Genomic DNA, 26,251 nt, shown 5'->3' on the forward strand with positions numbered 1-26,251 from the left:
TGGCGCTAACGTCTCGCACGCGGGCACGGGGTCACGGCGCATGCTTGCTTATTCCGCGCCCCGCGAAAGCGGCTCGGGGCTTTCGGCGCCGCCGGGACGGCGCCGATCGGTGCGAAGGTTCAGACTTCCTCGATACGCAGCGCGACCGGGTCGCCCTGCACCACGCCGGTGGCCGGGATCGCGGCGAGCGCCGCGTCGAGCGCGGCGCGCGTGGTCTTGTGGGTCACGATGAGCACCGGGGCGGTGTTGTCGACGTGGTTGTACTGGCGCATCCGGTGGATCGACACGCCCGCCTCGCCCAGCGCCGAGGCGACCTTGGCCAGCGCGCCCGGCTTGTCCGCGAGCGCCATCCGCAGGTAATAGGGCGCCGGCGTTGCGGCCTGCGCGGGCGTCGCCGCGACGAGCTTGCTTGCCGGGGCGCCGAAGGTGGTCAGCCGGGTGCCGCGCGCGATGTCCATGACGTCGCCCATCACCGCGCTGGCGGTCGGGCCCTCGCCCGCACCGGCGCCGCGCATGACGATCTGGCCGACCTGGTCGCCCTCGATCACCACCATGTTGGTGCCGCCGTCGAGCTGACCGAGCGGCGAGCTCGCCGGCACGAGACAGGGCGACATGGACTGCTCGAGCCCCCGCCCCGACATGCGGCAGACGCCCAGCAGCTTGATCTTGTAGCCCATGTCCGCCGCCTGGCGGATGTCGTCGATGGTGACCCGTCCGATGCCCTCGAGCTCGACCGCGTTGAACGCCACCTGCGTGCCGTAGGCGATGGACGCCAGTAGCGCCAGCTTGTGACCGGCGTCGATTCCGCCGACGTCGAGCTCGGGATCGGCCTCGAGGAAGCCCAGCGCGTCGGCCTCGGCAAAGGCCTCGTCGTAGGTCAGCCCGCCGCTCTCCATCCGGGTGAGGATGTAGTTGCAGGTGCCGTTCATCACGCCCATCACGCGCAGGATGTCGTTCCCCGCGAGCCCCTCGGTCAGCGCCTTGATGACGGGAATGCCGCCGGCGACCGCCGCCTCGAAGCGCAGCACGCAGCCGTTTTCCTCGGCGAGCTGGGCCAGCGCCTGCCCGTGGTGCGCGAGCAGCGCCTTGTTCGCGGTGACGACGTCCTTGCCGGCCTTCAGCGCGGCCTCGACGGCGGCCTTTGCCGGCCCGTCCGAGCCGCCCACGAGTTCGACGAAGACATCGACGTCGTCGCGCGTGGCGAGCGTCACTGGATCGTCTTCCCAGTCGTAGGCCGCGAGCGACACGCCGCGATCCTTCTCGCGGTTACGCGCCGAGACAGCCGAGATGGTGATCGGCCGGCCGCTGCGCGCTTCGAGCAGCGGCGCCTTCTGGCGCACGATCTTGACGACACCGGCACCGACGGTGCCCAGGCCTGCAATCCCGAGGCGGATTGGGTCGGACATGGCGCGCGCTCCTTCTTGCTGTTTTCGCGTAGCGGTCTGGTTTCGGCTCGCATTAGCCCCAAGGACCGGCGGGTGCAACGGAAGAGGCCCGGATGATGCCGGGATTTTCGGCAAACGTGCCGGTCTCTGCCCGTGCGGACGGCAACAGAGGCAGCCAGGCAGGTGGCCGCTTCAGTAGGGCCAGGCCACGCCCTGATCCATGCGCCGGCGCGTCGCGGCAGGCACGACCGGACCCTGCAGCCGCGCCGCGCGGGCCCGCAGGCCGGCGACACGGCCCTCGATGCCGGCGCGCATCTCGGGGGTCGCGCGCGGCATCTCGCCCCCGGTCAGGCTGTCGAGCGGCAGCAGCGCCGGAAACGGAGCGTTTTCCACGCCCGGCGTGCGTGCGGCGTCGAGCACCGGGAACTCGGCGCATCCGACGAGCGCGAGCGAGAACAGGAAAGGCGAGAGGCGCATGGGCGGGTCCGTCTTGTCTGTCACCCTCATGCCGCAGTCGGGGCCGCCGGGCAAGCACCTGCCTTGATATGAACGTTCGTTCAGTTAAACTCGGGTGCAATCGAGGAACGGATATGGCCCGCACCCAAGGATCGCATTCCGGCATCACCGGCCCGCGCGTGCGCGAGGTGGCGCTGAAGCTTTTCGCGCAACACGGCTACGCCGCCGTGTCGATGCGCCAGATCGCCCGCGAGGTGGGCGTTCAGGTCGGCGCGATCTACAACTACACGCCCGACAAGCAGGCGCTGCTGTTCTCCCTGCTCGAGGGCCACATGGAAGAGCTGCTCGCGGCCTGGGAGGCGGAACCGCGCCCCGAAGCGCCGCAGGACCGGCTCGAGGTCTTCGTGCGCTTCCACATCCGCTTCAACCTCGCGCGGCCGCAGGCCATCTTCATCTCCTACATGGAGCTGCGCAACCTCGAGCCCGCGCATTTCGCGGTGATCGAAACCCTCCGCAAGCGCTATGAGGCCGCGCTCGAGGAAATCCTGCGCGACGGCCAGGCAACGGGCGCGTTCTCGGTGCCAGACACGCGGCTCGCCTCCTATGCGCTGATCGCGATGCTGACCGGCGTGAACACCTGGTATCGCGAGGGCGGCCGGCTCTCGATCGCCGAGGTGGCGGACATCTACTGGGACATGGTGCGCAAGGCCGTGGCGGCGGGATAGCGCGTGGCCACGTAGCGTGCGTCGAGCGCGTGCCCGGCGTGGTGGGTTGCAAACCCACCACTTCGGCGGCCGCCCGAGCTCTACCTGGTCTGCTGGATCGACTCGAGATACTCGAGCAGCGCCACGAGCTTGCGCGGAGTCGGCGTCATCTTGCCGTCGCCGGTGTCCAGCGGCACGAGATCACCCTGCAGCAGTTCGCCAAACTCCGGCATCCCCGGCCCGTCCAGGTCCGATCGCGCGTAGCCGTCGATGGTCGAGAGCACCTTGGCGCGCGGGAAGCTGTCGCCGTGGCGCAGCGAGATCAGCGTGAGGTCCTTCGGGGCCGTCGTCATCGCGCGCGCCATCGGGCCGTCACCCTTGGCGTTCTCGCCGTGGCAGGCCGAACAATACTCCATGTAGAGCGCACGGCCGTCGCTCGCCTCGGGCATCTCGTTGGGCACGCAGGCCACCAGCGCCAGTCCGGCCATGGCCCAGATCCCGATCAGCAGTCGCGTCATGCTCCCTCTCCCCTGATTTGCCTGTTTCCTCCTCTGTCGCCCGCGCGCCGGCCCAGATCAAGCCATTTCCGGAGTGGACACCCCGGGGCCGCGGCGGCATGGTCCCGCCAACCCCTTAGGAACTTGCCATGCCCCTTCATGCGCTTACCATGCTTCTGGCCGGTTTCGGCATCCCTGTGCTCGCGGCCCTCAACGCCCGGCTTGGCGGACATATCGGATCGCCGGCGGCCGCGGCGGTCATTCTGTTCTGCGTGGCGCTGACGGCCGCGTCGGTGGTGCTGTTCGTGATCGATCCCCGCCCCATCGCCCGTGCCGTGGACGCGCCCAGGCACCTGTTCTTCGCCGGGCTGTTCGTGGCCTTCTATATCCTCAGCATCACCTTCGTCGCGCCGACCTTCGGCGTCGGGCGGGCGATCTTCTTCGCGCTGCTGGGCCAGCTTCTCAGCGCCGCCGTCGTCGATCACTTCGGGTTGCTCGGGGCACGGGTGGAGCCGCTCAGCCTGAGCCGCGCCGGCGGGATCGGGCTGATGTGCGTGGGGCTGTGGCTGGCACAGCGCGGCTGATCAGAGCGGCACCAGCCGCCCGTCCTCGAGCCGAACCTGCCGGTCCATCCGCGCCGCGAGCTCGAGGTTGTGCGTCGCGATCAGCGCCGACAGCCCCGTCTCCTGCACCAGCCGCATGAGCGCATCGAACACCGTGTCCGAGGTCGCGGGATCCAGGTTGCCCGTCGGCTCGTCGGCAAGCAGCAGCTTCGGGCTGTTGGCCATCGCGCGGCAGAAGGCCACGCGCTGCTGTTCGCCCCCCGACAGCGCTGCCGGCCGGTGCGCACCGCGCGGGCCCACGCCGACACTGTCGAGCAGCATCTCGGCGCGCGCCTCGGCGTCCTTCCGGGGCACGCCGTTCGCGAGTTGCGGCAGCACCACGTTCTCGAGCGCGGTGAATTCGGGCAGCAGGTGGTGGAACTGGTAGACGAAGCCGACCTCCTGCCGCCGCAGGATGGTGCGGCGGCGGTCCGAGATACCACCAAGATTTTCGCCCGCGATGGCGACCTCTCCGGTGTCGGCGGTGTCGAGCAGCCCGGCAATGTGCAGCAGCGTCGACTTGCCCGCCCCCGAGGGCGCGACCATCGCCACGGTCTCGCCGCGCGCGACCGTCAGCTCGGCGCCGCGCAGCACCACGACCTCGTTCGGCTGGCCACGGTTGTAGCCCTTCTCGATGCCCGACAGGCGCAGGACCGGATCACTCATAGCGCAGGGCCTCCACCGGGTTCATCCGCGCCGCACGGCGGGCGGGAAAGATCGTGACGATGAAACTCAGGCCCAGCGAAAGTGCCATGGCGCTGAAAACGTCGCCCCATTGCAGCTTCGCGGGCAGCGAGTAGATGCCGCGCACCGAGGGGTCCCAGACCCCGCCGCCGGCGACGTAGTTCACGAAGGAAAAGATCGGGTCGATGTAGATCGCGAAGAGACAGCCGAGGATCACCCCCATCACCGTGCCGATCACGCCGGTGAAGGCGCCGCAGATGAAGAAGACCCGCAGCACCGAGCCCTCGGTCAGGCCCATGGTCCGCAGGATGCCGATGTCGCGGCCCTTGTTCTTCACCAGCATGATGAGCCCCGAGACGATGTTCATCGTGGCGATCAGCACCAGCACGCTGAGGATCACGAACATCACGTTGTCCTCGACCTCGAGCGCGCGGAGGAAGGCGCCGCTGGCGTCCTGCCATGTCCAGATCAGCGACCCCTGCCCTGCCGCCTGCTGGATTGACAGAGCGATGCGTTCGACCGCCTCGGGTTCGTCGACCATGACCTCGAGCTCGTCGGCCACGCCGTCGCGGTTGAAGTAGAGCTGCGCCTCGGCGAAGGGCATGTAGACCCGCGTGCGGTCAATGTCGTAGCGCCCGGCGGTGAAGATGTAGGCGATCTCGTAGCTCTTGACCCGGGGGCTGACGCCGAAGGCGGTCTTGACCCCGTCAGGCGAGATCAGCTTGACCTCGTCACCGACGCCGACCCCCAGCTCGCGCGCCACGCCGGAGCCGATGGCGATGCCCACCGGCGCAGGGCTCGGGATCGGGGCGAACTCGTCTTCGCCGGTCATCTCGTCACCGGTCGTTCCTTCGTCGGCCATCTCGTCGCCCGCTGGCTCGACGCCCGGATCGGCCGTTGTATCAGCCCCCGGGGTGGCGTCGCCGCCACTTTCCGGAGCGGCACCGGGCGCCGTCTGCGCTTCGGCGTCGGGTGCCGGCTCGGCCCCGAAGGCGTCTAGCGACCCGCGTCCGGTCTCCGGGTCGGCGATGCGCGGGATCGCGGCAAGGTCGTCGGCGGCGATACCGAACACCTCGACCCCCGCGTTGCGACCGTTGGCGGTGCCCATCACCTGCCCCTTCACCAGCGGCGCCACCCGCGAGACTCCCTCGACCTCGGCCACCCGTTCGGCGCGCGCCTCGTAATCGGGGAAGGTGCGCACCGTCTGGCCGGCCGCGTTCTCATGCTGGCTCGCGTAGACCGTCACATGCGCGTTGGCGCCAAGGATGGTGTCGACGAATTCGGCCCGGAAGCCCGAGCGCACCGCCAGCGTCGCGATCAGCGCGAAGACCGCGAGCGTGATGCCGACGAGGCTGATCCACGTCATCACGCTGACCCCGCCCTCGGCCCGGCGCGCGCGCAGGTAGCGCCATGCGATCATCCATTCGAAACGGGCGAAGGGGGGCGGTGTGCCTGCCATGATCCAGTCATTGCCTTTGTGTATGCGGCACGTATCCTCCGGTCATCGGAGGCCACCGGCCAACTCGCCGCGAAACTGGCCTTTTGCCGGAACGGGGTCAAGCTGATGGGCGTTGCCCTGCCAGCACATACGGAGGACTGCGCATGAAACTCCTCGTGATCGGGGCAAGCCGGGGCATCGGCGCCCGCGTCGTGGAAGCCGCGCTGGAGCGTGGCCATCAGGTTCGTGCACTGGCCCGCAGCGCCGCGCAGATGGAACTGCGCGACGGACTGGAGCCGGTGCCCGGCGATGCCACCGACCCCGCCGTCCTGGCCGAGGCGCTTGCCGGCGTCGACGCGGTGGTGCTGGCGCTCGGCGTGCCCAAGGATGCCTCGATCCTGTGGAAGCAGGTTACGCTTTTTTCGCGCGCGACCGAGGCGCTGCTGCCGGCGATGAAGCAGGCGGGCGTGCACCGGCTGGTCGCGGTGACCGGCATCGGCGCGGGCGACTCGGCCTCGGCGCTGTCGACCGTCGAGCGGCTGACACAGAAGGCGCTTCTGGGTCGCCCCTACGCCGACAAGGACCGTCAGGAAGAGATGATCCGCGCCTCGGGGCTGGACTGGACGCTGGTGCGGCCGGAGCTGCTCAACGACAACGCGCTGGGGAAGTACCGCGTTCTGGTCGAGCCCGGAGAGTGGCGCATGGGACTCATCAGCCGACGGGCCGTCGCGGACTACGTCCTGCGCGCGCTCGAGGACGACACGACCATCGGCACAGCGCCGGTTCTCGTGCGCTGACAGCGGGCCGCACAGGGCGTACGCTCGTGCCATGGCAAACTGGCACCGACTCACCGAGGCACGGATTCGCAAGGCCGAGGCCGAGGGCACCCTGTCGGGTCTCGCGGGCGAAGGTCGCCTGCTGCCCGAGCGCCCGGGCGACGCGCTGATCGATCCCAGCGACGCCGTGGGCTACCGGATCATGGCCGAAGCCGGCGCCCTGCCCGAAGAGATCACGCTGAAGGCCCGGCTAGACGCGGCCCGGGCCGACTGGCAGGCCGCGACGATCGAGGCCGACAAGCGCCGCCACATGGCCCGCATCGCCGACCTGCAGATGCGCTACGAGATCGCCCGCGACGCGCGGCGGAAATTTCTTCGCCAGGCCCCTGCGCCCGCTGCGCTGCGGCTTGACCCGGGACCATCCGAGGCCGTATTAGCGCCCGCCATGACCGGACCACGTTACCCCGACCTGATCGCCCGCCTGCCCGCCACCGTGCCCTTCACCGGGCCCGAGGAAATCGAGCGCGTGCAGGGCCATCCGTTCCGCGCCCGGCTCGGCGCGAACGAGAACGTCTACGGCCCCTCGCCCAAGGCGCTGACGGCCATGCAGGCGGCGGACGCGGAGATCTGGAAATACGCGGACCCGAGCCATCTCGATCTCAAGACCGAGATCTCGACGCGCATGGGCTGCCGGCCCGCGAACATCGTCTTCGGCGAGGGCATCGACGGCTGCCTCGGCAACCTCGTGCGCCTGCTGGTGGCACCGGGCGACCCGGTGGTGACCTCGGAGGGCGCCTATCCGACCTTCGCCTACCACGTGAACGGCTACGGCGGCACGCTGCACAAGGTGCCCTACCGCGACGACCACGAGGACATCGCCGCGCTCTTCGCCAAGGCGGCAGAGGTCGACGCCAAGATCGTCTACCTGTCGAACCCCGACAACCCGATGGGCACTTGGCACGATGGCGCGACCATCGAGGCGGCGCTCGAGGACCTGCCCGACGGCACCGTGCTGGCGCTCGACGAGGCCTATATCGAGTTCGCTCCGGAGGGCACCGCGCCCCGGATCGACCCGGAGGATCCGCGGGTGATCCGCTTCCGCACCTTCTCGAAGGCCTACGGCATGGCCGGCGCGCGCGTGGGCTACGCGGTGGCGGCGGCGCCGCTGATCTCGGCTTTCGACAAGGTCCGCAACCATTTCTCGATGAACCGCTCGGCCCAGCACGGCGCGCTCGCCGCGCTGCAGGACGAGGTCTGGCTGGGCGAGCTGCGCGAGAAGATCACCGTCGCCAACGAGCGCATCGCCACGATCGCGGCGGCGAACGGGCTGGCCACGGTGCCGACGTCAACCAACTTCGTGGCGGTCGACTGTGGGCACGACGGCGCCTTCGCGAAGCGCGTGCTCGAGGGGCTGGCGCGGCGCGGAGTCTTCGTGCGGATGCCGGGGGTCGCGCCGCTCGATCGCTGCATCCGGGTGAGCGCCGGCACCGGGCCCGATCTCGACATCCTCGCCGAGGAACTGCCCAAGGCCCTCGCCGAGGCCTCCGCGCCCGTGGCCTGAGCCGCATCGCGCACGGAACCATTACCTTTCCGAAAGGGTTCGTCCTCCAATGTCACGGAGCGCCGGTCACACCCGGCCCTCCCGACGTTCCGACATCTACGAGGACGCCCCGCATGGACGATCGCACACACCAGCCCGCGCCGGACTACACGACCTCCGCGCTGTTTTTCATCTTCATCAACATGCTGTGGATCTTCGGCGTGATCTGGATTTCCTGGGGCCTCGGCGCGGTGGCGATCATCGGGGTCATCCTGAATCACCTGATCTCGATGCTCGACGCACGGCTCAACCCCGAGGGCTGATCCCGCGTCCCCAGCTCAGGCGGCGCCGATGACCTCCGCCGCCGCCGAGACGCCCCCGCGCCCGTAGGGCACGCCGACCCCCTGCAGTCCTGCCTCGATCACGCCGAGTGCGCCCAGAACCATGTGGGCGTTGACGTGGCCCATGTGGCCGATGCGGAAGAAGCCGGTGCCGTTCGGGTCGTCGGGCTCGGACATGCCGAGGCCCAGCCCCAGCGTCAGCCCTGCCTTGGTGTCCGTCCACTTGCGCAGCTCGGCCCCGTAAGGTGCCCCCACCCGCAGGGCGGTCACCGCGTGGCTGCGGTTCGCCGGGTCCGCGATGTTCATCGACAGTGGCCCGTCCGAGCCCCAGACATCCGCCGCCGCCCAGATCGCCCGCGCGAGCGTCTCGTGGCGGGCCCAGATCTGCTCGAGCCCCTCTTCGCGGATCAGGTCCAGCGCAGCGCGCAGCCCGTAGAGATGCTGGGCCGGGGCGGTGCCGCCGAAATACTGGTAGAAGAACTCCGGATCGGCGCGCGGCACCCAATCCCAGTAGCGGCTGACCCGCCTCATCGCGGCACGCTGCGCGGCAGCGCGGTCGTTGAAGAAGACGAAGCTCAGCCCCGGCGGCACCATCAGCCCCTTCTGCGAGCCCGCGACCATCACGTCGGCGCCCCATTCGTCCATGCGGAACACGTCGCAGGCCAGCGACGCGATGCAATCGACCATGAGCAGTGCCGGATGGCCGGTCTCGTCGAGCACGCGGCGCACCGCTGCCACGTCGTTGCGCACCGAGCTCGCGGTATCGACATGCGACATCAGCACCGCCTTGAGCCGGTGCTCCTTGTCCGCCGCCAGTGCCTCGGCCACGCGCGCCGGATCGACCGGCGTCTGGCGCCCGAAGTCGATCACCTCGGTCTCGATCCCGAGGCCTTGCGCCATGTCGGCCCAGCCGTGGCCGAAACGCCCGGTGGCGGCGACGAGCACCTGCTCGCCCTCGGCGACCACGTTCGACAGCGATGCCTCCCAGGCGCCGTGACCGTTGGCGATGTAGATCGCGGCGTTCCCCTCGGTCTGCGCGACATGCTTGAGGTCCGGGATGATCCCGGCCACCATGTCGACGAGCGCGCCTTCGTAGATGTTCGGCGAGGCGCGGTGCATCGCGCGCAGCACCGCATCGGGCATGACGGACGGGCCGGGAATGGCCAGGTAGGGGCGGCCGTGGGCAAGCGACATCGGGGGTCTCCGTGAAAGTATCCCTTGAAATGGCGGGATCGCGCCCAACCTATCCGAGGCCGCGGCGGCGTCAATGCGCCCCGCCGCTTGCCACATCGGGCCAAGGCCACTATGCCCGCCCGCGAGACCATCGGGACGACATCATGCTGACGCAGCTCTGGGAAAAGATCGAACATGCCGAGCGGCGGCTGCGCCGGTCCTTCGGAAAGGACATCTCGACTCCGAGCGCGCGGGCGCTCGCGCAGCTGCATTACAACCTGTTCGATCACGCCTGGCTGCGCACGGTCTGGACCAACTTCTGGCAGATCGCACCGGGCGTGTGGCGCTCGAACCACCCGACGCACCGGCGTTTCGAGAAATACAAGCGCATGGGCATCCGCACGGTGATCACCCTGCGCGGCGAAGAGAAGTATTCGCACTATCTCTTCGAAAAGGAGAGTTGCGAGAAGCTCGGCCTCACGCTCGAGCACGCGAAGCTCTGGGCACGGATGGCGCCGAAGCGGGCCCGCATCCTGCACCTGATCGACACCATGCGCCACGCCGAGAGGCCGATGATGTTCCACTGCAAGTCCGGCGCCGACCGCGCGGGCTTTGCCTCGGCCGTCTACCTGATGGTGTTCGAGGGCGTCCCGGTTGAGCAAGCCCGCAAGCAGCTCGGGCTGAAATACGTGCACCTCGAGTTCACCAAGACGGGCATCCAGGGCTACATCCTCGACACCTACGCGGCGCGCAACCGGCGTGCGGCCATTCCCTTCGAGGACTGGATCGCCACCGAATACGATGCCAAGAAACTGCAGGCGGGCTTCGAGGCGAAACGCCCGCCGGAAGATCTGGCGTGACCCAGCCTTCGGAAAACCCGCGCGGGCTGTTTGCCTGGCTCTGGTGGAACTACCTCTGGCGCTACCGCTGGCTGCTGGCCGTGGCGCTTGTCTTCATGGCCATCGAAGGCTCGATGTTCGGCCTGCTCAGCTACATGATGAAGCCGATGTTCGACAGCGTCTTCGTCGGCGGCAACTCGGACGCGCTGTGGTGGGTCGGGCTGGTGATCTTCGGCAGCTTCCTGATCCGGGCAACCGCGAGCATCGCCCAGAAGGTGCTGCTGACCAAGGTGTCGCAGCTCACCACGGGCAACATCCGCAACGACCTGCTCGGCCACCTGATGACGCTCGACGGCAGTTTTCACCAGAACTACGGCCCGGGCTACCTGATGCAACGGGTCGAGGGCGACGTCGACGGGATCAGCAAGGTCTGGCGCATCATCATCACCGGCGCCGGGCGCGACGTGATCGCGCTTGTCTCGCTGTTCGCGGTGGCGCTCAACATCGACTGGCGCTGGACGCTGGTGGCGCTCATCGGGGCCCCGCTGCTGGTGCTGCCGTCGATCCTGCTGCAGCGCTTCGTCCGCGGCAACGCCCGCAACGCTCGCGACATCGCCGCGCGGCTGTCGACCCGGCTGAACGAGGTCTTCCACGGCATCGTGCCGGTGAAGCTCAACCGGCTCGAAAGCTACCAGGCGGCGCGCTACCGCAAGCTCACCGACAAGCGGATCGACGCCGAGGTCCGCTCGGCTCTGGGGCAGGCCTCGATCCCCGGCCTCATCGACATCATGTCCGGCATCGGCTTTCTGGGCGTGCTGTTCTACGGCGGCAACGAGATCCTCGCCGGCGAGAAGACCGTGGGCGATTTCATGGCCTTCTTCACCGCCATCGCGCTCGCCTTCGAGCCGCTGCGCCGGCTGGGCGCGGTGAGCGGCAACTGGCAGATCGCCGCCGCCTCGATCGAGCGACTGAAGGAACTGCTCGAAATGGTGCCCGACCTGCGCGACCCCGCGAACCCGCAGCCCGCTCCCAGGGGCGTGCCGGGCGTGGTGCTCGATGACGTGCGGCTTGCCTACGGCGACGCCCCTGTGCTGCGCGGCGCAAGCTTCACGGCCGAGGCCGGCAAGACGACGGCGCTGGTGGGCGCCTCCGGGGCCGGCAAGTCGACCGTCTTCAACGTGCTCACCCGCCTCGTGGACCCTGCTGAGGGACGCGTCGAGATCGGCGGCGTTCCGGTGTCCGAGATGCGGCTCGAGGATCTGCGCGCGATGTTCTCGGTCGTCAGCCAGGAGGCGCTGCTGTTCGACGAATCGCTGCGCGAGAACATCCTGCTCGGCCGCGAGGACGTGTCGGAAGACCGCCTTCAGGAGGTTCTGGAAGCGGCCCATGTCGCCGATTTCGTGCCCCGGCTCGCGGGTGGGCTCGACGCGCCCGTCGGTCCGCGCGGCTCTGCCCTGTCGGGCGGTCAACGCCAGCGCGTCGCCATTGCCCGCGCCCTGCTGCGCGACACGCCCATCCTGCTACTCGACGAGGCCACCTCGGCGCTCGACGTGCAGTCCGAGGCCGTGGTGCAGGCGGCGCTCGACCGACTCGCCGAAGGCCGCACGACGCTCGTCATCGCGCACCGCCTCTCGACCGTGCGCCACGCCGACAAGATCGTCGTCATGGAGAACGGCCGCGTGGTCGAGGAAGGCACACATGATGACCTTCTTGCCAAGGAAGGCGTCTATGCGCGGCTTCACGCCATGCAGTTCGCGGAAAGCTGATCGCCGCCCCCTCGCAAGATGCCGGCATCGCCGTTACATAGCCGCTTAACAGACGGGAGACAGCGATGAGCAAGGAACGCAGGATTCTGCGGGTCAGCGGCCCCGACGCAGAGCATTTCCTCCAGGGGCTCGTCACCAACGACGTGACGAAACTCAAGGACGGGCTGGTTTACACGGCGCTGCTGACGCCGCAGGGCAAGTATCGCGCCGATTTCTTTCTGGTGCCCTCGGGCGAGGATATCCTGATCGATGTCGCGGCCGATCTTGCCGACGATCTCGTGCGCGCGCTGACACTCTACAAGCTGCGCTCGAAGGTCAGCATCGACGAGACCGGCATCGCCGTGAGCCGCGGCACCGGCAGCCCGCCCGAAGGTGCCTTTGCCGATCCGCGCGACCCGCGCATGGGCTGGCGCGGCTACGCCGGGCAGCCGGGCGAAGAGGCCGACTGGGATGCGCTGCGGGTGGCGGCCTGCGTGCCCGAAAGCGGCATCGAGCTGACGCCCGACACCTTCATCCTCGAAGCCGGGTTCGGCCGGCTGAACGGCGTGGACTTCCGCAAGGGATGCTACGTCGGCCAGGAGGTGACGGCGCGCATGAAGCACAAGACCGAACTCCGGAAGGGCCTTGCGACCGTCGAGGTCGAGGGAAACGCCCCCGTGGGCACCGGCATCCTGTCGGGCGAGAAACAGGCCGGGACGCTCTACACCCAGGCGGACGGCCACGGCATCGCCTACCTGCGCTTCGACCGCGCCGGCGACGAGATGCGCGCGGCCGATGCGACCGTGCGGTACACGCCATGAACGTCGCACCCCTGTCCCAGGTCTTCGAGGCCGAGATCGCCTCGACCCAGCCGCTGCAGGGCGGCGACATCTCCGAGGTGATGAAGGTCGCGCTTGCCGATGGCCGCAAGATGGCTGTCAAACGCGGCGCGCAGGTCGACACCGAGGCACGGATGCTCGCGGCGATGGCCGCGACCGGCGCGCCCGTGCCGCAGGTGCTGCACCAGTCGGGCGACCTGCTCTGCCTCGAATGGCTCGAGGAAACCCGCCCCTCGCCCGCCGGCTGGCAGGCGCTCGGCGCGGGGCTGCGGCAGCTGCACAACAGCACCGGCCGCACCTACGGCTGGCCCGAGGACTACGGCTTCGGCGCACTGCCGATCCGCAACGCGGTGTCCGAGAACTGGCCGGAGTTCTGGGCCCGGCAGCGTCTGCTGCCGTTCCTGCCCGCCCTGCCGATGCCGATGGCCCGCAGGCTCGAGGCGCTCGCCCGCGCGCTGCCCGAGCGGCTGCCGGCCCGTCCGCCCTCCGCGCTGCTGCACGGCGACCTCTGGACCGGCAACGCGCTCTTCGGAGAGGGGCGCGCGTGGATGATCGACCCGGCCTGCTATCATGGCGACCCCGAGGTCGACCTGGCCATGCTCGAGCTCTTCGGCTCGCCGCCCGCCGAGTTCTGGGCCGGCTACGGGCCTGAAAGCCCGGGCCGCGCAGAGCGCCGCGCGATCTACCAGCTGTTCCCGGCGCTGGTGCATCTCAAGCTCTTCGGCACCGCCTACCAGGGCATGGTCGCCCGGCTGATCAGCGCGGTCGGCATCTGACCCCGCAAGCGGCCCACTCGAACCGCTTCACCAAGGCCCCTTCGGCCTCTTCCGCCCCGGCCCGGCGCATCAGCGCCCGCATGGCCGGGGTCGGCGCGCCCGCAGGGGTGCACCAGCCGCCACAGCCCGCCGCCGCGATGTCCCGCTCGAAGGCCGCCAGCAGCCTGCGACCGATGCCGCGCCGGCGCCACGAAGCGGCGACGGAGACATCTCGCAGGACTGCAAGTCGCCGAGCGCTGCTCTGAGACCGGCGCTCGATGACCCAGAGAAGGCAGCCGCGCGGCACCCCCTCGGCCCGGTAGACAAGCCCATACGCGCCGGCGTCCGGTGCATGGCCGCCCGGCCGCAGCAGTGCCGCCACATGCGGCAGGTCGGTTTCCGACAGGTGGTCGATCATGAAAAAGGCCTCCTTGGCTTTGCGCCGGAGGCCTGTCTCGTTTCTCGCATTGCGCCCCCGGATCGCACGGGGACGGAGCAGTCGGCGCGCGGCTTATGCGCGCTCGGCATACTCCATGGTTTCGGTGTTCACGACGATGTCCTCGTCCTGCCCCACGAAGGGCGGCACGGACACGCGAACGCCGTTGTCGAGCACGGCGGGCTTGAAGCTGTTCGCGGCGGTCTGGCCCTTCACGACCGGCTCGGTCTCGACGACCTTGCAGACCACTTTCTGCGGCAGCGTGGCGTTCAGCGCTTCGGACTCGTAGAATTCAACCACGATGGTCATTCCGTCCTGCAGGAAAGGACGGCGTTCGCCGAGGATCTCTGCCGGAAGTTCGACCTGGTCGAAGGTCTCGGTGTCCATGAAGGTCAGCATGCCGTCGCTCTCGAAGAGGAACTGCATGTCCTTCTGCTCGAGGCGCACGCGCTCGACCTTGTCCGCCGAGCGGAAACGCTCGTTCAGCTTCGAGCCGTTGCGCAGGTTGCGCATCTCGACCTGTGCAAAGGCGCCGCCCTTGCCGGGTTTGACATGGTCGACCTTCACCGCGGCCCAGAGGCCACCGTTGTGCTCGAGCACGTTACCGGGGCGGATTTCGTTTCCGTTGATCTTGGGCATGGCGAAACCTGGGCGTAATCTTGATGAATTTCTGCCCTGCCCTATATCTGGCCAGTCTGCCCGGTGCAAGACAGCGAATATCGTGTGCGCACGGCACGAGCAATGCAGTCAGCGTATAGCAGCCATGCAGTTGTGGTGTATTCGAATCAAACGGAATGGTCCATAACGCCACACACGCCGGAAAAGACAAGAGCAATAATCAAAGGTCGAAATATGAAAGATTTCGTGGATAGCACAGCCTTCAACGCCGAACAGGGCAACCGCGCGCGCAAGCTCTTTGCCGCCGTGGTTCTGGCTGCGCTCGACGACGCGATCGCCGACGACAAGAAGTACGGAAACGGCCCGGAGCAGATTGCTCGCTGGGCGCGGTCGCGTGACGGCCGCGAGGTTCTGAGCTGTGCCGGTATCGACCCCAACGAACGGGTCGTGTCGGGCCTTATGGAGTTCGTCGGCAAGGGTGTCCGCACGTCGGTGGCCCTGTCGCGTGAAGAGAGCGAGCGTCGCAACGCCGCTGCGGCGGATCAGGCCGAGGCTGCCTGACCCAATCCTGAAAATTCGGGAACCAACGAAAGGCGCGCCCAAAACGGGCGCGCCTTTCGGTTTTCCGGGTGACGGGCGATCAGACACCCTGCCCCTGCGATCTAGTCGAGATCCCGCGTCAGCAGCATCCGATGGATTTCACGCCGGACAAGCTTGCGCACGTTCCGGGTGATCCGCTCCCCCAGCGCGCCCTGCAGTTCCTGCCGGATCATGTCGGACACCATCTGCTGCAGCTGAACCTCGTCGACGAGCGCCGTCTGCGACTCGGTTGCCGGCAGTCTTTCCTGTTCCTGCGAGGCCGCCCCGACCGGGGAAGCGTCCGCCTCATCGACGGCGGGCCCATGCTCGGGATCGTGGTCTTCCCACTCGAGCGGCGGCTGCGGGCGATGGACGAAAGCCGCGTTCGGGCCCTCGTCTTCCGTGTCCATCGCGCTGGCGCCCGCGCGCCGCGCAAGCAATGCCTCAAGCGCAGCGATCTTGCCGGAGAGGTTGCCCGGAGCTTCCGCCTGACGTGTCGCTGGGGACTGCCCCGCGCTCACCTCCTGCGGCGGCTCTTCGGAGCGCACCGACATGTCGTCGGCGTCCGGGTTGCGCGCGGCGGGCACGAGCAGGAACGGTGCCTCTGCAACGGCGGCACGATCTGCCTCGCCATCAGCGGAAGCGACATTCGGCGCGTCCTCGGGTCCGGAGCGGTCATTCTCTTCGGGGCCGGAGGCTTGCGCCTCGTCGTCGCGGAATTCGGCCGCCAGAGTCCGCACCACCTCTTCCTCGACGAACCGGTCGAGCGCGTCCTGATCGTCCGTGTCGTCGATATCGATGAAGGGCGCGGCGTCGGGCTCGGCGCGGCTTTCCAAAGCATCTGCCGTCGCGTGCTCGTCATCCGAAACAGCGCCGTCAGATGCAGCCGAGGACGCCGGGACGTGCTCGGGGTCCGTCAGGAGAACGGGTCCATCCATGGCCTCGCGCCCCTCGGGGGCCGGCTGTGCGACGTGCGCATCCTCGGGGACCCTCTGCGCAGGAGTCAGCACGAGACGATCAGGCTTGCCGGCACCGGCGGGCTGCGCCGGGGTCTTCGGTCGGGTGTCTTCCGACACCAGTCGCCGGATGGAGGACAGCACGTCCTCGATTTCCACATTCGTGACGGGATCTGACATTCAAGTTCCACTCTTGCCTCGGGAAAACTCTACCCCGAGGCGCAGGTCCAGACAACAGACGTGGAAAATCCTAGTTCTTTCCGAGGGCACGCAGGACACGATCCAGATCGGCCCCCTGCTCGGACGTCGACGGCGCGGTCTTGACGAGGTTGTAGTACTCGGCCGGATCGTAACGCGGCACCGCGAGGTTCAGCGCCTCGGCCGTGAGTTGCCCCACGGAAGCGAGAACCGCGTAGGCCGCTATGGTCTGGTCCACCTGCGCCGAGATCAGCGCCGCGCGGGCGTCAAGCAGGTCCTGCTCGGCGTCGAGCACATCCAGCGTTGTCCGTGCCCCGAGCGTCGCCTCTTCGCGGATGCCGTCGAAGGCCACGCGGGCCGCCCGCACCTGCTCGCGGTAGGAACGCAGGGATGCCTGGGCGATGCGAAGCTGCGCATAGGAGCTGCCGACGGATTGCTCGACGCGCTTGCTCGCGGTGTAAAGCTGGGCGCGGGCGGCATCGCGGTCGGCCATGGCCTGACGCACCTGCGACGCAAGCGCCCCGCCCTGGTAGATCGGACCGGACAGGTTGATCCCGACGCTCCCCCCGCGCGAGGCGGCCCGGCTGTCGAAGGTCTCGCTGACACCATAGGTGCCGCGCAGCTGCACGGTCGGCTTCATCTGCGCCTCGGCGATCTCGACACCGATGTCATTGGCGGCAACGGCGTGGCGCAGCTGGATGATGTCGGGATGGACCTGCAGCGCCCGGGTCTTCGCGGCAGACACGGAATCGGGAAGCCCCGGAAGCCCGGCAGGCGTGACGATTCCGTCGGGGAAATTGCCGATGGCAGCCTTGTAGATCTCGCGGTTGATCTCGAGCTGGCCCTGCGCGGCGGCAAGGTTGCTTCGCGCTTCGGCCAGTGCGGCCTCGGCCGCGGCGACATCCGTGCGGGTAACCTCGCCCACCTCGAAACGATCGCGGGCGGCGCGGACCTCCTCGCCGATGACGCGGACGTTGTTCTGGCGCAGCTGGACGATCTCCATCGCCCGGCTGACCTCCATGAAGGCCGACACCGCATCGTAGAGCACCTGCTGCTCGACCGAGACCAGCGAGGCCCGCGTGGCGAGAACGGCCTCGCGCGCTGCATAGAACTGCTTCACCCGCGAGCCGCCCTGGTAGATCGTCCAGGAGGCGATCAGGCTGGCGGTGACATCGTTCGAGGTGCTGGCGGTCCAGTTCCAGTCGCCGGCAAGCCCCTGGTTGCGGGAGGAGCCGTATTGGCGCGTCACCTCGCCGGACCAGCTGAGCACGGGTCGGAGCGAGGCGATGGCCTGCGCGACATCCTCGTCGGCGGCCCGCAACACGGCCCGGTTCTGATCGAGGAGACCGCTGTTGATGTAGGCGTTCGAAAGCGCCCCCGCCAGCGTGTCAGCCGCGGCGGGCATCGCGCCTGCGACGGCAAGGACCGCCCCGGCAAACATTCCGAACATCGTCCGTCGCGCCATGGTCGGCCCTCCCTTTGCGTTGCGCCCCTGTCGTTTCAGAGTGCGAACGCTGTCTTCTTTTCGAAACCCGGCATCACGGGCGCCGTCGCGTTGAAGGCGAAGCGCCAGGTGATCGCGCCGTCGATCTTCCAGCCGACGCGCACCGTGCCCAATGCGCCTTCCATGAAGAGGCAGACGATGCGGCCGCCTTCCTTGATCTGGTCGGTGATCGTCTCGGGAAGTTCCTCGACGCCGCCCTCGATCACGATGGCATCGTAGGGCCCGTGCTCGGGCGCGCCCTCGGCAAGCGGGCCGGTATGCAGCATGACGTTGTCGCCGTATTCCGAGAGCAATCCCTGCGCCTCGGCGGCCAGCGACTCGTCGTCCTCGACTGCGACGACGGCCTCGGCGATCCGTGCGATCACGGCCGAGGAATACCCCATGCCGGTACCGATATCGAGCACCAGATCATCGTCGTCGATGTTGATCGCGTCGAGCATCTTCGACAGCGTCCGCGGCTCGAGCACGACCCGCCCGTCGCCGAGACGAACGTTGCGGCCTGCATAGGCCGCCTCCTGCTTGCCATCGGGAACGAAGATCTCGCGCGGGATCCTCAGCATCGCATCGATGATCGGGAACTTGGTGACATCCGAGGGCCGGACCTGCGTATCCACCATCATGCGGCGGCGCGTGACGAAGTCGGTCATCCGCTAAACTCTTCCGTTCAATATCGACTGTCTGAAAGTAGTGACACAGTTGCCCGACAGCCGCAACGCCGGAACCGCTCACAATACGGCGCATCCGGCGAGGTGCATACGAAAAGACCCGGCCGACCGAATGCGGTCAGCCGGGCCCCTTGGTCTCTGCGCGTGGTGCCTCAGTAGCGGCGCGGACGCACGGCGCCACCTGCGGCGCGACCCGCGAGGAACGCCTCGATCAGCGATCCAGCCGTGACCGGCGGCGGCGCATAGGCGCGGCGGAACCTCGTGCTGAGCAGAAGAATGATGCCCAGCAGGAAATAGCCACCGCCGATGGCAAGCGCGGCTGTCAGCGCATCATAGGCGTCGACGAGGGCGATCCAGCCTGCGATGGTCAGGAAGACGGCACCGACGGCAAGGCAGATGCCGCCGGCGACGCTGCGCATCGCGCGACTGATGGCCAGCCGCAGGCGCAACTCCAGTCCGTAGAACATGCGCGGGCTTACCTCCGCGAGCCGAGGTAACCGATCAGAAAGCCCGCGGCGGCGGCGATGCCGACGGCCTGGAAGGGATTCGCGCGGATCTGGTCCATGGCGTTGGTCTCGAGCTCGCCCAGACGCTCGCCTGCATCGCGCAGCGCATCCTCGCCGCGACCGCGGAATTCGGTCGCCTTGGCCTCGGCCTTGAGCTTGGCTTCCTTGCCGCGGCGCGAGCCGATGTCGCCCACGAGCTCGGTCAGCGAGCCGAGATCACGGCGCAGCGTCGCGATTTCCTTGCTCAGCGCGTCAAGGTCACGCTCGGAACCGGATTTCGGGGTGGTTGCGCTGGCGGTAGCGGCGCTGGTGGGGGTGGTCTGGTTCATGGGGAATCCCTCCGTCCTGCAAATGCGTCATGAATTATACGCGCAACGCGGTAGAACGGTTCCGCGAAAATCCTGCGGGAGCCAGCAAGAAAACCACGTTCGGACCGGACAGTTAGGTGACCGCCGCGCAAGTCGCTCTCTCCCGGCTCGTGACCAGGCTGCGACCGCCGGACATCTCCGGGCAATTCGCAGTGCCGAAACCCTTGGCTGTGTTGCTTTGGCCGTTCGTTTCATCGGCGACTGATCGCTTGCCCCGCCTGGTGCCGAACGGCCCCGGAGCGGACGCTGATCGCGGTGCGCCTGATGCTCGGCGAACATGGCAAGTCCGGAGGCCACCGCCCCATTTCCTTGCATGAGCCGCCCGCCCGCGGCCTGAGGGGCTATCGACCAGTTTACCCGACACGCTCCCGGCGATAGCGTTCATTTGTCCTTTCCGGCCTGGAGACCCGCCCCGTGAGCCTCGAATACCTGCTGACCGCTTTCATCATTTGCCTGTCGCCTGGCATTGGCGTCGTCTACACGCTCTCATCGACCCTCGGCGGCGGCATTCGGGCAGGCTTCTGGGCCGCGACCGGCTGCACGATCGCAACGGTGCTTCACCTCGTCATCGCGATGGCCGGGCTGGCGGCGGTTCTGCACACCAGCGCCGTGCTCTTCCAGGCAATCAAGTTTGCCGGTGTCGCATACCTCATGTGGATGGCTTGGGCCGTCCTGCGCGACCGGGGCGGATTGTCGGTATCCCCGTCCGAGGCCGTACCACCCGGGAAGCTGGTCTCGCGCGGTATCCTGCTGAACATCCTGAACCCGAAGATCCCGCTGTTCTTCGTCGCATTCATTCCGCAGTTCGTGCCTGCCGGCAGTTCGGCTGGCCTGCTGATCGAACTGGGCCTCGGCTTCAGCGCGATGACGTTTTTCGTGTTCATGGGCTATGTCGCCATCGCGGCCACAGGCCGTCAGCGGCTGATGCAAAGCGAGCGCGCGATGAACTGGCTTCGTCGCGTCTTCGCCGCATCTTTCGCGGCGCTCGGGCTGAAGCTGGCCAGCGAAAAGGCATGATACCCTTGGCACGCTGGCGACGGGGTGGCTGGGCTCGGCGCCCCCGCCCCTCACATCCGTAAACTTGAACCTTTCACACCTCCCGCTAGATGGCGTTGCATGAAGAGAGCCCTCATCATCGGCGCATCCGGCGGGATCGGCTCGGCCACGCTGGAAGCCCTGCGTTCGCGCGGTGTTGACGCAACCGGCCTGTCCCGTTCCGCAGATGGTCTCGACGTGACCGACGAGGACAGCGTTTCCGAGGCCCTTGGCGAGCTCGAGGGCACCTTCGACCTGATCTTCGTTGCCACAGGGGCGCTGCGCATAGACGGCTCGGAACCGGAGAAGTCCCTCGATGCAGTCTCGGTCAAGGGGCTGGCCGACCAGTACCTGGTCAACGCCATCGGCCCGCTTCTCGTCCTGAAGCATTCCCGCCGCCTGCTCCCGCGAAACCAGCCCGCAGTATTCGCGGCGCTGTCCGCACGCGTCGGCTCCATCGGCGACAACCGGATGGGCGGATGGTACAGCTACCGTGCGTCCAAGGCCGGCGTGAACCAGCTGATCCACGGGGCCTCGATAGAGCTGGGCCGGAAATACCGGCAGCTCTGCTGCGTCTGCCTGCATCCGGGCACCGTCGAGACGCGCTTCACCGAAGGCTACCAGGACCGACACGCGACCGTGCCCGCTGATGTCGCCGCGGGACGTTTGCTTGACGTCATCGAGGGCCTCGGCCCGGAGGACACCGGGCGGTTCCTCGACTATTCGGGCGCCGAGATACCTTGGTGAGAACCCGATGACGCAACGCAGGCCATCCGTTCCGGCATTTGACCAGGGTCGTTCTGCGGTGTCACGCAAGCGGAAAACGGAACCATCGTGCACGTGATCCGTTTGCATCCACATCGTGATGCCTCCGCGTCCGGGCAGCGTTGCAGCCCATCAACCGACACGGAGTAAGGCTCATGCCGAACACTGTTCCGAAGATCCTGATCGTCGAGGACGAACCCTTCATTCGCATGGATCTCGCCTGCTCACTCGCCGACATGGGGGTCGACGTGCTCGAGGCCCCCGAGGCTGCGACAGCTCTGCAAATGCTCGATGGCGCACCGGACCTGCACGGGCTCGTGACGGACATCGACATGCCCGGAGAGATGAACGGCCTCGCCCTTGCGCGTGAAGTGCGCGGTCGACTGGAAACCTGCCGGATCGTCATCATGTCCGGTCGTTCCATTCCTGACGCCGCGGAAATGCCGGAGGGCAGCGTCTTCCTGGAGAAACCGTTCCGCGCGACGGACCTGGCCAGCGCTCTCGAATAGATGCGCGTTTCGCTCAGGCCCGTTTTGCAGGCATTCGCAGCGTAAAGGTCGTGCCACCACTCTTGGTGGACGCGACCTCGATCTGCCCCGCGTGTGCGCGTGCGATTTCCGAAGCGATATACAGCCCAAGCCCGAGGCCCTGCAGGCTTTTCTGGCCTCCTTGTCGAGAAAAGGGCTGGAACAGAGAAGCGATCACCTCGTCCGGGATCGGATCGCCCTGATTGTTGACGGAGACCCGCAGTTCTCCGGCCTGCTCCGAGATCTCGACAACAATGGGATGCGCGGAATCCCCGTGTGTAAGGGCATTTCCCAGGAGGTTCGAAAGAAGCTGCCCCAGCCTTTGCGGGTCCGCGATGATCTTGTCGGGCAGATCGATTTCATAATCCAGAGGTTGGACGGCCACCTGGCTGATCTCGTTGATGACGTCCCTGAAGACCGGCTCGAGGTCTACCGGAGACGTGGCATCCACCTCGATCCCGGCCCCGAGGCGCCCCCGGGCGAAGTCCATGAGGTTCGTGATGATCTGGCTGGCACGTGTCAGGGCTCGCTGCATCTCGGGGATCAGCTGAGCCGTATGTTCGGGCGAAAGGTCCCGCTCGGACATCATCCGAAGCCCTGAGGACACCGCCGCGATGGGGTTGCGCAGGTCATGTCCGACGATCGCGATGAATTCCTCGCGCAATCGCGCCGTGTCGCGCTCTGACTGCAGGCTGGCGCGCCCCTTCTCCAGCTCTTCCTGCCGATCCAGTTCGCGCGCGATCAGTCGCGCGAAGAGCTGGAACAGCTTCTCGACCTCGGGCGTCAGATTTTGCGGATATGGATCAATGGCACAGAGCGTCCCCCAGAAGCTGTCGTCGCTCCGGATAATCGGCACAGAGATGTAGCTCTTGAAGCCATATTGTCGCGGCGTGTGATGGTCGCGATAGGTCTCGCTGGCATCGACGTCCGGGATCAGGACCGGTTTGCGGGAACCTCGGACTTCCTGGCAAAGGGTCGACCCCACCTCCAGCTCATCCCCGGGCAGCAGACCGAAGCTCACGCGGTCCAGCGAAGCGCAGGTGATCCAGCGATCCTCGGTCACCCGGGCGATGGCGGTAAACCCCATTCCGGTCGCAGCACTGCAGGCGTCGAGGAGAAGGGAAATGTCTGTGACCAGTCCGACTTTGCGAACGTCGTGGCGAAAAGGATCGTTCTCGGAAAGCATCATTTGGCCCATAACTCAACGTCGAGTGACATAGTCCATTGAGCGTGAATTCAAGGGCCGGGGCAGAAAGCCTTCAGGCAGAGACCCGCAGGTCTCGGGTCTCGGGGGGCGGCGCCGTTCACCGGCGCATGCGGCACGTCAGTGCGCGTCGGTCGGCTCAAAGCCCGCCGTAAGGGCTGCAACGAGAAAGGCGCGTCTCGCCTCTTCTACGGGGCTCATGCAGTCCATCGCGGACTCGACCTTGGCCAGGGCGGTGTCCTGCGCAGCGTCGGACACGGGCCATCTGCGGCGAAGCCAGTAGCGCACTTTCTCGATCGTGCTGAAACGTTCGATTTCGCCGTCATGCGGCAGAACAAAGGCCACGGGCTGGCCCCATTGGATTTCCATCATGTCTGGTATCTTTCAGTTGTGTGAGATCCCGGTCGGGTCGCCATGTTCTGGCACCTGGCCGAGCCCCGCGTAGGGGCCAGCGCCGGGATTGTCTTTCAAGCCACGACCGGCTCTTCCCGAAGGAGAGGCACGCGGTCGGGCGGTCGGCCCCGGAGTCCGGAACCGAAACTGGTCGTCTCGGCCAATGCGAATGGCTTCGAAAATCAGCTGGTGTCGGAATATGTCAGTCGCTCTTTTCTTCCGGTGCGGCTGGCTGGTCCTTGGATGCGAGCGGCTTGCTCATGCCCCACTTCCTGCTGGCGGGTCGTTTCTTCGCCGGAGTGCTCAGGAATTCCTTGAGATCAAGCTGCTTCTTCGGGGTTGAATATCCCATCGTACTCTCCTCGTGTCGTTGGTGTGGGTGCCGAGGCCCTGTCGGTCGGTGTTCGCCTCGCCGATGGGCTTCGTCGTGATCGGCAGGACGCGACAATGCTGCGCAACGCCAACAGGCGAGCGCCGCCTCTCTCGGGCACCGTCTATTCGAACCGTGATGTCCGCTGGACCAGCGGGTCTGCGGCGGCGGACCTCAGTCGTTACCGCCGGCGTCGCGCTTTTCGCGCGCGGCCCGGAGTTGCGCAGTCTTGTCTGCGCGGGCCTGGGACTCTTCTTCCAGAACGCGCTTGGCGTTCTCGGTCGTCTTGTCGAGCTGGGTGACCGGCTCAGTGGTCTTGGATTTTGAAGCGGAAACGCTGGGAGCCTGAAGCTTCCCACCGTTCCCATCCTGAGCCGGAACACCCGCGAGCAGGTCTTCCAGCGTCGGCTTCATGCGAGGGCCAGGTTGCTGGCGGACTCGCGGCCATCACGGCCGGTCTCGACGTCGAACGTCACCTTCTGGCCGTCTTCGATGCGGCTGATGCCAGCCCGCTCGACGGCGGAGATGTGCAGGAAGACGTCCTTGCTGCCCTGTTCCGGCTCGATGAAGCCGAAGCCTTTGGTGGTGTTGAACCATTTCACGGTGCCATTGGCCATATCCGTGGTCTCCTTTAGAAATGCTGCCCGCAGGATCGCGACAGCCCGGCAAAGTCGATCCAAGTCGATCAACCGATACCGTGTCAGCGGCGGCAGCATTTCGAAGAGAAGAAACGTTAGCTCAACTCAAATGGGGCCTGCCGAGGCAGAATGCAAGGTTTCTTTCGTGCAAGCTGAAAAACGTGATAAGCCATGCCTCCGCCTCTCGGACGTTAAGGCTGTTTCACATCCATGCCTCAGGCCTGCTCGCAGCCCGGCCTGACCGCGCCAGCGCCCCTTCGAGCGGCTCGGAGCTCGCCTTTGGCCCTTGGTCTTTGGGGCGCGCAACTGCGGCTACCGTCTGCGCAAGTCGGACGCGGAACCAACGATGGACACGCCGGAGGGGCCCGGCCCCCTGCCGGAAGCCGGGCAAGACGCGCAATTGGCCTAGGTCAGCGCCCCATCAAGCGGCGCATCGGAGCCATCCTTTACGACCTCGAAGACGACCTGCGCGCCCTTGTCGAGGAACCGCTCTCGCTGCGCGACCCCGAAATCGCCGTAGGGATAGGTGCTCCGGGGGATCGGGCGGCCGAGCCGCTCCAGGCGATCCGTCGCCGCCTCGTCGAGGGTCAGATCCACAGCCCCGAGGTTGGCCTCGAGTTGCTCGACGTCCCGTGCGCCGACGATGGGGGCCGCAACACCGGGCCGGTCCGCCAGCCATTTCAGGGCGACCTGTGCCGGGGTTGCATCGTGGTCGCTGGCAATCTCGCAGACGGTTTCCACGATGTCCCACGCGCGTGGACCATGGAGGAATTCCGCCGTCGACCATTCGTAGAGCGGGCTGCCATCGCCTGCACGTGTGCCCTCTGGCGCGGTGCCGCCGCGCTTGTACTTGCCGGTCAGCACACCGCCTGCCAGTGGCGACCACGGAACCAGGTCGAGGCCGTTATGGCGCGCGGCCGGAAGGATCTCGTATTCGATCTCTCGCGAGAGCAGGTTGTATTGCGGCTGGAGCGACACCGGCTTCGGCAGACCAAGCCGCTCCGCGGTCGACACGAAGAGCTGCAATTGCCAACCGGTCACATTCGAAAGGCCGTAATTGTGGATCTTGCCGGCGCGGATCGCATCGGCGAGAAAGTGCACTGTCTCCTCGATCGAGGTCAGCATGTCCGCTGCGTGCAGCTGGTAGAGGTCGATTGTCTCGACCTGCAGACGCTCGAGCGACTCGTTCAGCGCGTTATGCAACGCACGGCGTGCTGCGTCACGTCGCGAGGGCGTGACGCGAACCAGCGACCGATGATCGCCTCGGTTTCCCCGCCTGCGTAGACGTTGGACGTATCGATCAGATTTCCGCCCGCCGCGATGAAGGCATCGAGCACGGCGAAGGATTGCTCTTCGGTAGATTCCGCACCGAAGGTCATGGTGCCGAGCGCCAGCTTGGAGACGCTCAGGCCGGATTTACCGAGGATGGTATACTGCATTTTCGGGCTTTCTTCTGTCTTGAAGGGCAGCCTCTGTTCGGCTGCCGGCATGGCTCGTTCAGCTAGCCAGAGCGAAGACGTGAAAAAGACCGTCTGGCGACTGCCCGTCATGAGCCCTTTTCATGGAACCCACGGACACACCGCGCACCGGGATCGTCGAGGGCTTCTACCGACATGCTCAGGACGTGCAGCAAGGGACAGGGCCCGCAAACGCATTTGAGAGGCATGGTCGCCCACCCTCTCCAGCCAGCGGAGGCGAGCTCAGGGCGGTCAAAG

Annotated in this window: 31 protein-coding genes and 2 pseudogenes; 14 read left to right on the forward strand and 19 right to left on the reverse strand. The window is 67.1% G+C overall.

What is annotated here, in order from left to right:
- Window positions 1-119: 119 nt before the first annotated feature.
- Window positions 120-1,406: a homoserine dehydrogenase gene (locus D6860_RS08595; protein WP_076623772.1), complete on the reverse strand. Its 1,287-nt coding sequence runs from the start codon at window positions 1,404-1,406 to the stop codon at window positions 120-122.
- A 171-nt stretch (window positions 1,407-1,577) separates the two neighbouring features.
- The gene (locus D6860_RS08600; RefSeq protein WP_076623771.1) at window positions 1,578-1,862 is read right to left on the reverse strand and encodes a hypothetical protein; all 285 of its coding nucleotides are present in this window, start codon (window positions 1,860-1,862) and stop codon (window positions 1,578-1,580) included.
- 113 nt (window positions 1,863-1,975) lie between these two features.
- Here D6860_RS08600 and D6860_RS08605 point away from each other — a divergent pair, with 113 nt between their 5' ends.
- Entirely contained in the window at window positions 1,976-2,566 is a 591-nt protein-coding gene (locus D6860_RS08605; RefSeq protein WP_076623770.1) for a TetR/AcrR family transcriptional regulator, read from the forward strand.
- A gap of 80 nt (window positions 2,567-2,646) precedes the next feature.
- Here D6860_RS08605 and D6860_RS08610 read toward each other — a convergent pair whose 3' ends face one another.
- On the reverse strand, window positions 2,647-3,063 hold the full coding sequence (locus D6860_RS08610; RefSeq protein ID WP_076623769.1) for a c-type cytochrome: 417 nt from the start codon (window positions 3,061-3,063) through the stop codon (window positions 2,647-2,649).
- A 128-nt stretch (window positions 3,064-3,191) separates the two neighbouring features.
- Here D6860_RS08610 and D6860_RS08615 point away from each other — a divergent pair, with 128 nt between their 5' ends.
- Entirely contained in the window at window positions 3,192-3,626 is a 435-nt protein-coding gene (locus D6860_RS08615; RefSeq protein WP_017468244.1) for a DMT family transporter, read from the forward strand.
- Here the strand turns inward: D6860_RS08615 and D6860_RS08620 are convergent, their stop codons facing one another.
- Entirely contained in the window at window positions 3,627-4,310 is a 684-nt protein-coding gene (locus D6860_RS08620; RefSeq protein ID WP_017468243.1) for an ABC transporter ATP-binding protein, read from the reverse strand.
- Complete coding sequence (locus D6860_RS08625; protein WP_076623768.1) at window positions 4,303-5,787, reverse strand: FtsX-like permease family protein; 1,485 nt, start codon at window positions 5,785-5,787, stop codon at window positions 4,303-4,305. Before D6860_RS08625 ends, D6860_RS08620 begins: the two co-directional genes overlap by 8 nt.
- A 143-nt stretch (window positions 5,788-5,930) precedes the next feature.
- On the opposite strand from D6860_RS08625, the gene D6860_RS08630 reads away from it, so the two are divergent.
- The 4 genes and pseudogenes from D6860_RS08630 to D6860_RS08640 all read left to right on the forward strand — a co-directional run bounded on the left by D6860_RS08630 (window position 5,931) and on the right by D6860_RS08640 (window position 8,405).
- Window positions 5,931-6,563: an NAD(P)-dependent oxidoreductase gene (locus D6860_RS08630; RefSeq protein ID WP_076623767.1), complete on the forward strand. Its 633-nt coding sequence runs from the start codon at window positions 5,931-5,933 to the stop codon at window positions 6,561-6,563.
- A 31-nt stretch (window positions 6,564-6,594) separates the two neighbouring features.
- A pseudogene (locus tag D6860_RS25655) lies at window positions 6,595-6,798 on the forward strand (DnaJ family domain-containing protein); the annotation flags it as partial.
- Between the two features lie 189 nt (window positions 6,799-6,987).
- Complete coding sequence (locus tag D6860_RS08635; protein WP_076625379.1) at window positions 6,988-8,103, forward strand: pyridoxal phosphate-dependent aminotransferase; 1,116 nt, start codon at window positions 6,988-6,990, stop codon at window positions 8,101-8,103.
- A 113-nt stretch (window positions 8,104-8,216) separates the two neighbouring features.
- Complete coding sequence (locus D6860_RS08640; protein WP_017467072.1) at window positions 8,217-8,405, forward strand: hypothetical protein; 189 nt, start codon at window positions 8,217-8,219, stop codon at window positions 8,403-8,405.
- Between the two features lie 15 nt (window positions 8,406-8,420).
- Here the strand turns inward: D6860_RS08640 and D6860_RS08645 are convergent, their stop codons facing one another.
- Window positions 8,421-9,617, reverse strand: a complete 1,197-nt coding sequence (locus D6860_RS08645) for a pyridoxal-phosphate-dependent aminotransferase family protein (protein WP_017467073.1) — start codon at window positions 9,615-9,617, stop codon at window positions 8,421-8,423.
- A 143-nt stretch (window positions 9,618-9,760) separates the two neighbouring features.
- Here D6860_RS08645 and D6860_RS08650 point away from each other — a divergent pair, with 143 nt between their 5' ends.
- The 4 genes from D6860_RS08650 (at window position 9,761) to D6860_RS08665 (ending at window position 13,795) form a co-directional block, all read left to right on the forward strand.
- Window positions 9,761-10,456 carry a phosphatase domain-containing protein gene (locus D6860_RS08650; protein WP_076623766.1) on the forward strand — a complete coding sequence of 232 codons (696 nt, stop codon included), beginning with the start codon at window positions 9,761-9,763 and terminating at the stop codon, window positions 10,454-10,456.
- Window positions 10,453-12,201, forward strand: coding sequence for an ABC transporter ATP-binding protein (locus D6860_RS08655; protein ID WP_076623765.1), 1,749 nt, complete (start codon window positions 10,453-10,455; stop codon window positions 12,199-12,201). The genes D6860_RS08650 and D6860_RS08655 overlap by 4 nt, the downstream gene beginning before the upstream one ends.
- 65 nt (window positions 12,202-12,266) lie before the next feature.
- Window positions 12,267-13,001 carry a CAF17-like 4Fe-4S cluster assembly/insertion protein YgfZ gene (locus D6860_RS08660; RefSeq protein ID WP_076623764.1) on the forward strand — a complete coding sequence of 245 codons (735 nt, stop codon included), beginning with the start codon at window positions 12,267-12,269 and terminating at the stop codon, window positions 12,999-13,001.
- Entirely contained in the window at window positions 12,998-13,795 is a 798-nt protein-coding gene (locus D6860_RS08665) for a fructosamine kinase family protein (protein ID WP_076623763.1), read from the forward strand. Before D6860_RS08660 ends, D6860_RS08665 begins: the two co-directional genes overlap by 4 nt.
- On the opposite strand, the gene D6860_RS08670 is transcribed toward D6860_RS08665, so the two are convergent.
- Complete coding sequence (locus tag D6860_RS08670) at window positions 13,776-14,192, reverse strand: GNAT family N-acetyltransferase (protein WP_076623762.1); 417 nt, start codon at window positions 14,190-14,192, stop codon at window positions 13,776-13,778. The two genes, D6860_RS08665 and D6860_RS08670, sit on opposite strands and share 20 nt — an antisense overlap.
- Window positions 14,193-14,285: 93 nt before the next feature.
- Window positions 14,286-14,849 (reverse strand): elongation factor P, encoded by a 564-nt coding sequence (efp, locus tag D6860_RS08675; protein ID WP_076623761.1) that lies wholly within the window; start codon window positions 14,847-14,849, stop codon window positions 14,286-14,288.
- Between the two features lie 213 nt (window positions 14,850-15,062).
- Between efp and D6860_RS08680 the strand changes: the two genes are divergently transcribed.
- Window positions 15,063-15,389 (forward strand): DUF6280 family protein, encoded by a 327-nt coding sequence (locus tag D6860_RS08680; protein ID WP_076623760.1) that lies wholly within the window; start codon window positions 15,063-15,065, stop codon window positions 15,387-15,389.
- A 101-nt stretch (window positions 15,390-15,490) separates the two neighbouring features.
- On the opposite strand, the gene D6860_RS08685 is transcribed toward D6860_RS08680, so the two are convergent.
- From D6860_RS08685 to D6860_RS08705, 5 genes are all read right to left on the reverse strand, one after another.
- A complete protein-coding gene (locus D6860_RS08685; RefSeq protein ID WP_128549235.1) occupies window positions 15,491-16,543 on the reverse strand; it encodes a hypothetical protein in 1,053 nt (350 codons plus the stop codon).
- A gap of 70 nt (window positions 16,544-16,613) precedes the next feature.
- Window positions 16,614-18,026, reverse strand: coding sequence for a TolC family outer membrane protein (locus D6860_RS08690; RefSeq protein ID WP_076623757.1), 1,413 nt, complete (start codon window positions 18,024-18,026; stop codon window positions 16,614-16,616).
- A gap of 35 nt (window positions 18,027-18,061) precedes the next feature.
- On the reverse strand, window positions 18,062-18,712 hold the full coding sequence (locus D6860_RS08695) for a protein-L-isoaspartate O-methyltransferase family protein (protein WP_076623756.1): 651 nt from the start codon (window positions 18,710-18,712) through the stop codon (window positions 18,062-18,064).
- A 170-nt stretch (window positions 18,713-18,882) separates the two neighbouring features.
- On the reverse strand, window positions 18,883-19,197 hold the full coding sequence (locus D6860_RS08700; protein WP_017468811.1) for a hypothetical protein: 315 nt from the start codon (window positions 19,195-19,197) through the stop codon (window positions 18,883-18,885).
- A gap of 8 nt (window positions 19,198-19,205) precedes the next feature.
- A complete protein-coding gene (locus D6860_RS08705) occupies window positions 19,206-19,565 on the reverse strand; it encodes an ElaB/YgaM/YqjD family protein (RefSeq protein ID WP_017468810.1) in 360 nt (119 codons plus the stop codon).
- 453 nt (window positions 19,566-20,018) lie between these two features.
- On the opposite strand from D6860_RS08705, the gene D6860_RS08710 reads away from it, so the two are divergent.
- From D6860_RS08710 to D6860_RS08720, 3 genes are all read left to right on the forward strand, one after another.
- Window positions 20,019-20,621 carry a LysE family translocator gene (locus tag D6860_RS08710; protein ID WP_076623755.1) on the forward strand — a complete coding sequence of 201 codons (603 nt, stop codon included), beginning with the start codon at window positions 20,019-20,021 and terminating at the stop codon, window positions 20,619-20,621.
- Between the two features lie 99 nt (window positions 20,622-20,720).
- Window positions 20,721-21,386 (forward strand): SDR family NAD(P)-dependent oxidoreductase, encoded by a 666-nt coding sequence (locus D6860_RS08715; RefSeq protein WP_017468088.1) that lies wholly within the window; start codon window positions 20,721-20,723, stop codon window positions 21,384-21,386.
- Window positions 21,387-21,559: 173 nt separating this feature from the next.
- On the forward strand, window positions 21,560-21,913 hold the full coding sequence (locus D6860_RS08720; RefSeq protein ID WP_017468089.1) for a response regulator: 354 nt from the start codon (window positions 21,560-21,562) through the stop codon (window positions 21,911-21,913).
- 13 nt (window positions 21,914-21,926) lie between these two features.
- On the opposite strand, the gene D6860_RS08725 is transcribed toward D6860_RS08720, so the two are convergent.
- The 6 genes and pseudogenes from D6860_RS08725 to D6860_RS08745 form a co-directional block, all read right to left on the reverse strand.
- Entirely contained in the window at window positions 21,927-23,120 is a 1,194-nt protein-coding gene (locus D6860_RS08725) for a GAF domain-containing sensor histidine kinase (protein WP_076625378.1), read from the reverse strand.
- Between the two features lie 135 nt (window positions 23,121-23,255).
- Window positions 23,256-23,507 (reverse strand): DUF982 domain-containing protein, encoded by a 252-nt coding sequence (locus tag D6860_RS08730; RefSeq protein ID WP_017469766.1) that lies wholly within the window; start codon window positions 23,505-23,507, stop codon window positions 23,256-23,258.
- Between the two features lie 223 nt (window positions 23,508-23,730).
- Window positions 23,731-23,880 (reverse strand): hypothetical protein, encoded by a 150-nt coding sequence (locus D6860_RS25240; protein ID WP_164845635.1) that lies wholly within the window; start codon window positions 23,878-23,880, stop codon window positions 23,731-23,733.
- A 192-nt stretch (window positions 23,881-24,072) separates the two neighbouring features.
- Window positions 24,073-24,312: a hypothetical protein gene (locus tag D6860_RS08735; RefSeq protein WP_076623754.1), complete on the reverse strand. Its 240-nt coding sequence runs from the start codon at window positions 24,310-24,312 to the stop codon at window positions 24,073-24,075.
- On the reverse strand, window positions 24,309-24,515 hold the full coding sequence (locus D6860_RS08740) for a cold-shock protein (protein WP_017467310.1): 207 nt from the start codon (window positions 24,513-24,515) through the stop codon (window positions 24,309-24,311). Before D6860_RS08740 ends, D6860_RS08735 begins: the two co-directional genes overlap by 4 nt.
- Window positions 24,516-24,941: 426 nt before the next feature.
- Window positions 24,942-26,086, reverse strand: a pseudogene (locus D6860_RS08745) (aldo/keto reductase).
- Between the last annotated feature and the right edge of the window lie 165 nt (window positions 26,087-26,251).

This window comes from Salipiger sp. D13, from assembly GCF_003703915.1.
Classification (GTDB): Bacteria; Pseudomonadota; Alphaproteobacteria; order Rhodobacterales; family Rhodobacteraceae; genus Salipiger; species Salipiger profundus.

Coding starts and splice junctions, on each gene's coding strand:
- D6860_RS08595 (WP_076623772.1), bottom strand. CDS start 1,406: ATGTCCGACCCAATCCGCCTCGGGATTGCAGGCCTGGGCACCGTCGGT.
- D6860_RS08600 (WP_076623771.1), bottom strand. CDS start 1,862: ATGCGCCTCTCGCCTTTCCTGTTCTCGCTCGCGCTCGTCGGATGCGCC.
- D6860_RS08605 (WP_076623770.1), top strand. CDS start 1,976: ATGGCCCGCACCCAAGGATCGCATTCCGGCATCACCGGCCCGCGCGTG.
- D6860_RS08610 (WP_076623769.1), bottom strand. CDS start 3,063: ATGACGCGACTGCTGATCGGGATCTGGGCCATGGCCGGACTGGCGCTG.
- D6860_RS08615 (WP_017468244.1), top strand. CDS start 3,192: ATGCCCCTTCATGCGCTTACCATGCTTCTGGCCGGTTTCGGCATCCCT.
- D6860_RS08620 (WP_017468243.1), bottom strand. CDS start 4,310: ATGAGTGATCCGGTCCTGCGCCTGTCGGGCATCGAGAAGGGCTACAAC.
- D6860_RS08625 (WP_076623768.1), bottom strand. CDS start 5,787: ATGGCAGGCACACCGCCCCCCTTCGCCCGTTTCGAATGGATGATCGCA.
- D6860_RS08630 (WP_076623767.1), top strand. CDS start 5,931: ATGAAACTCCTCGTGATCGGGGCAAGCCGGGGCATCGGCGCCCGCGTC.
- D6860_RS08635 (WP_076625379.1), top strand. CDS start 6,988: ATGACCGGACCACGTTACCCCGACCTGATCGCCCGCCTGCCCGCCACC.
- D6860_RS08640 (WP_017467072.1), top strand. CDS start 8,217: ATGGACGATCGCACACACCAGCCCGCGCCGGACTACACGACCTCCGCG.
- D6860_RS08645 (WP_017467073.1), bottom strand. CDS start 9,617: ATGTCGCTTGCCCACGGCCGCCCCTACCTGGCCATTCCCGGCCCGTCC.
- D6860_RS08650 (WP_076623766.1), top strand. CDS start 9,761: ATGCTGACGCAGCTCTGGGAAAAGATCGAACATGCCGAGCGGCGGCTG.
- D6860_RS08660 (WP_076623764.1), top strand. CDS start 12,267: ATGAGCAAGGAACGCAGGATTCTGCGGGTCAGCGGCCCCGACGCAGAG.
- D6860_RS08665 (WP_076623763.1), top strand. CDS start 12,998: ATGAACGTCGCACCCCTGTCCCAGGTCTTCGAGGCCGAGATCGCCTCG.
- D6860_RS08670 (WP_076623762.1), bottom strand. CDS start 14,192: ATGATCGACCACCTGTCGGAAACCGACCTGCCGCATGTGGCGGCACTG.
- efp (WP_076623761.1), bottom strand. CDS start 14,849: ATGCCCAAGATCAACGGAAACGAAATCCGCCCCGGTAACGTGCTCGAG.
- D6860_RS08680 (WP_076623760.1), top strand. CDS start 15,063: ATGAAAGATTTCGTGGATAGCACAGCCTTCAACGCCGAACAGGGCAAC.
- D6860_RS08685 (WP_128549235.1), bottom strand. CDS start 16,543: ATGTCAGATCCCGTCACGAATGTGGAAATCGAGGACGTGCTGTCCTCC.
- D6860_RS08690 (WP_076623757.1), bottom strand. CDS start 18,026: ATGGCGCGACGGACGATGTTCGGAATGTTTGCCGGGGCGGTCCTTGCC.
- D6860_RS08695 (WP_076623756.1), bottom strand. CDS start 18,712: ATGACCGACTTCGTCACGCGCCGCCGCATGATGGTGGATACGCAGGTC.
- D6860_RS08700 (WP_017468811.1), bottom strand. CDS start 19,197: ATGTTCTACGGACTGGAGTTGCGCCTGCGGCTGGCCATCAGTCGCGCG.
- D6860_RS08705 (WP_017468810.1), bottom strand. CDS start 19,565: ATGAACCAGACCACCCCCACCAGCGCCGCTACCGCCAGCGCAACCACC.
- D6860_RS08715 (WP_017468088.1), top strand. CDS start 20,721: ATGAAGAGAGCCCTCATCATCGGCGCATCCGGCGGGATCGGCTCGGCC.
- D6860_RS08720 (WP_017468089.1), top strand. CDS start 21,560: ATGCCGAACACTGTTCCGAAGATCCTGATCGTCGAGGACGAACCCTTC.
- D6860_RS08725 (WP_076625378.1), bottom strand. CDS start 23,120: ATGATGCTTTCCGAGAACGATCCTTTTCGCCACGACGTTCGCAAAGTC.
- D6860_RS08730 (WP_017469766.1), bottom strand. CDS start 23,507: ATGATGGAAATCCAATGGGGCCAGCCCGTGGCCTTTGTTCTGCCGCAT.
- D6860_RS25240 (WP_164845635.1), bottom strand. CDS start 23,880: ATGGGATATTCAACCCCGAAGAAGCAGCTTGATCTCAAGGAATTCCTG.
- D6860_RS08735 (WP_076623754.1), bottom strand. CDS start 24,312: ATGAAGCCGACGCTGGAAGACCTGCTCGCGGGTGTTCCGGCTCAGGAT.
- D6860_RS08740 (WP_017467310.1), bottom strand. CDS start 24,515: ATGGCCAATGGCACCGTGAAATGGTTCAACACCACCAAAGGCTTCGGC.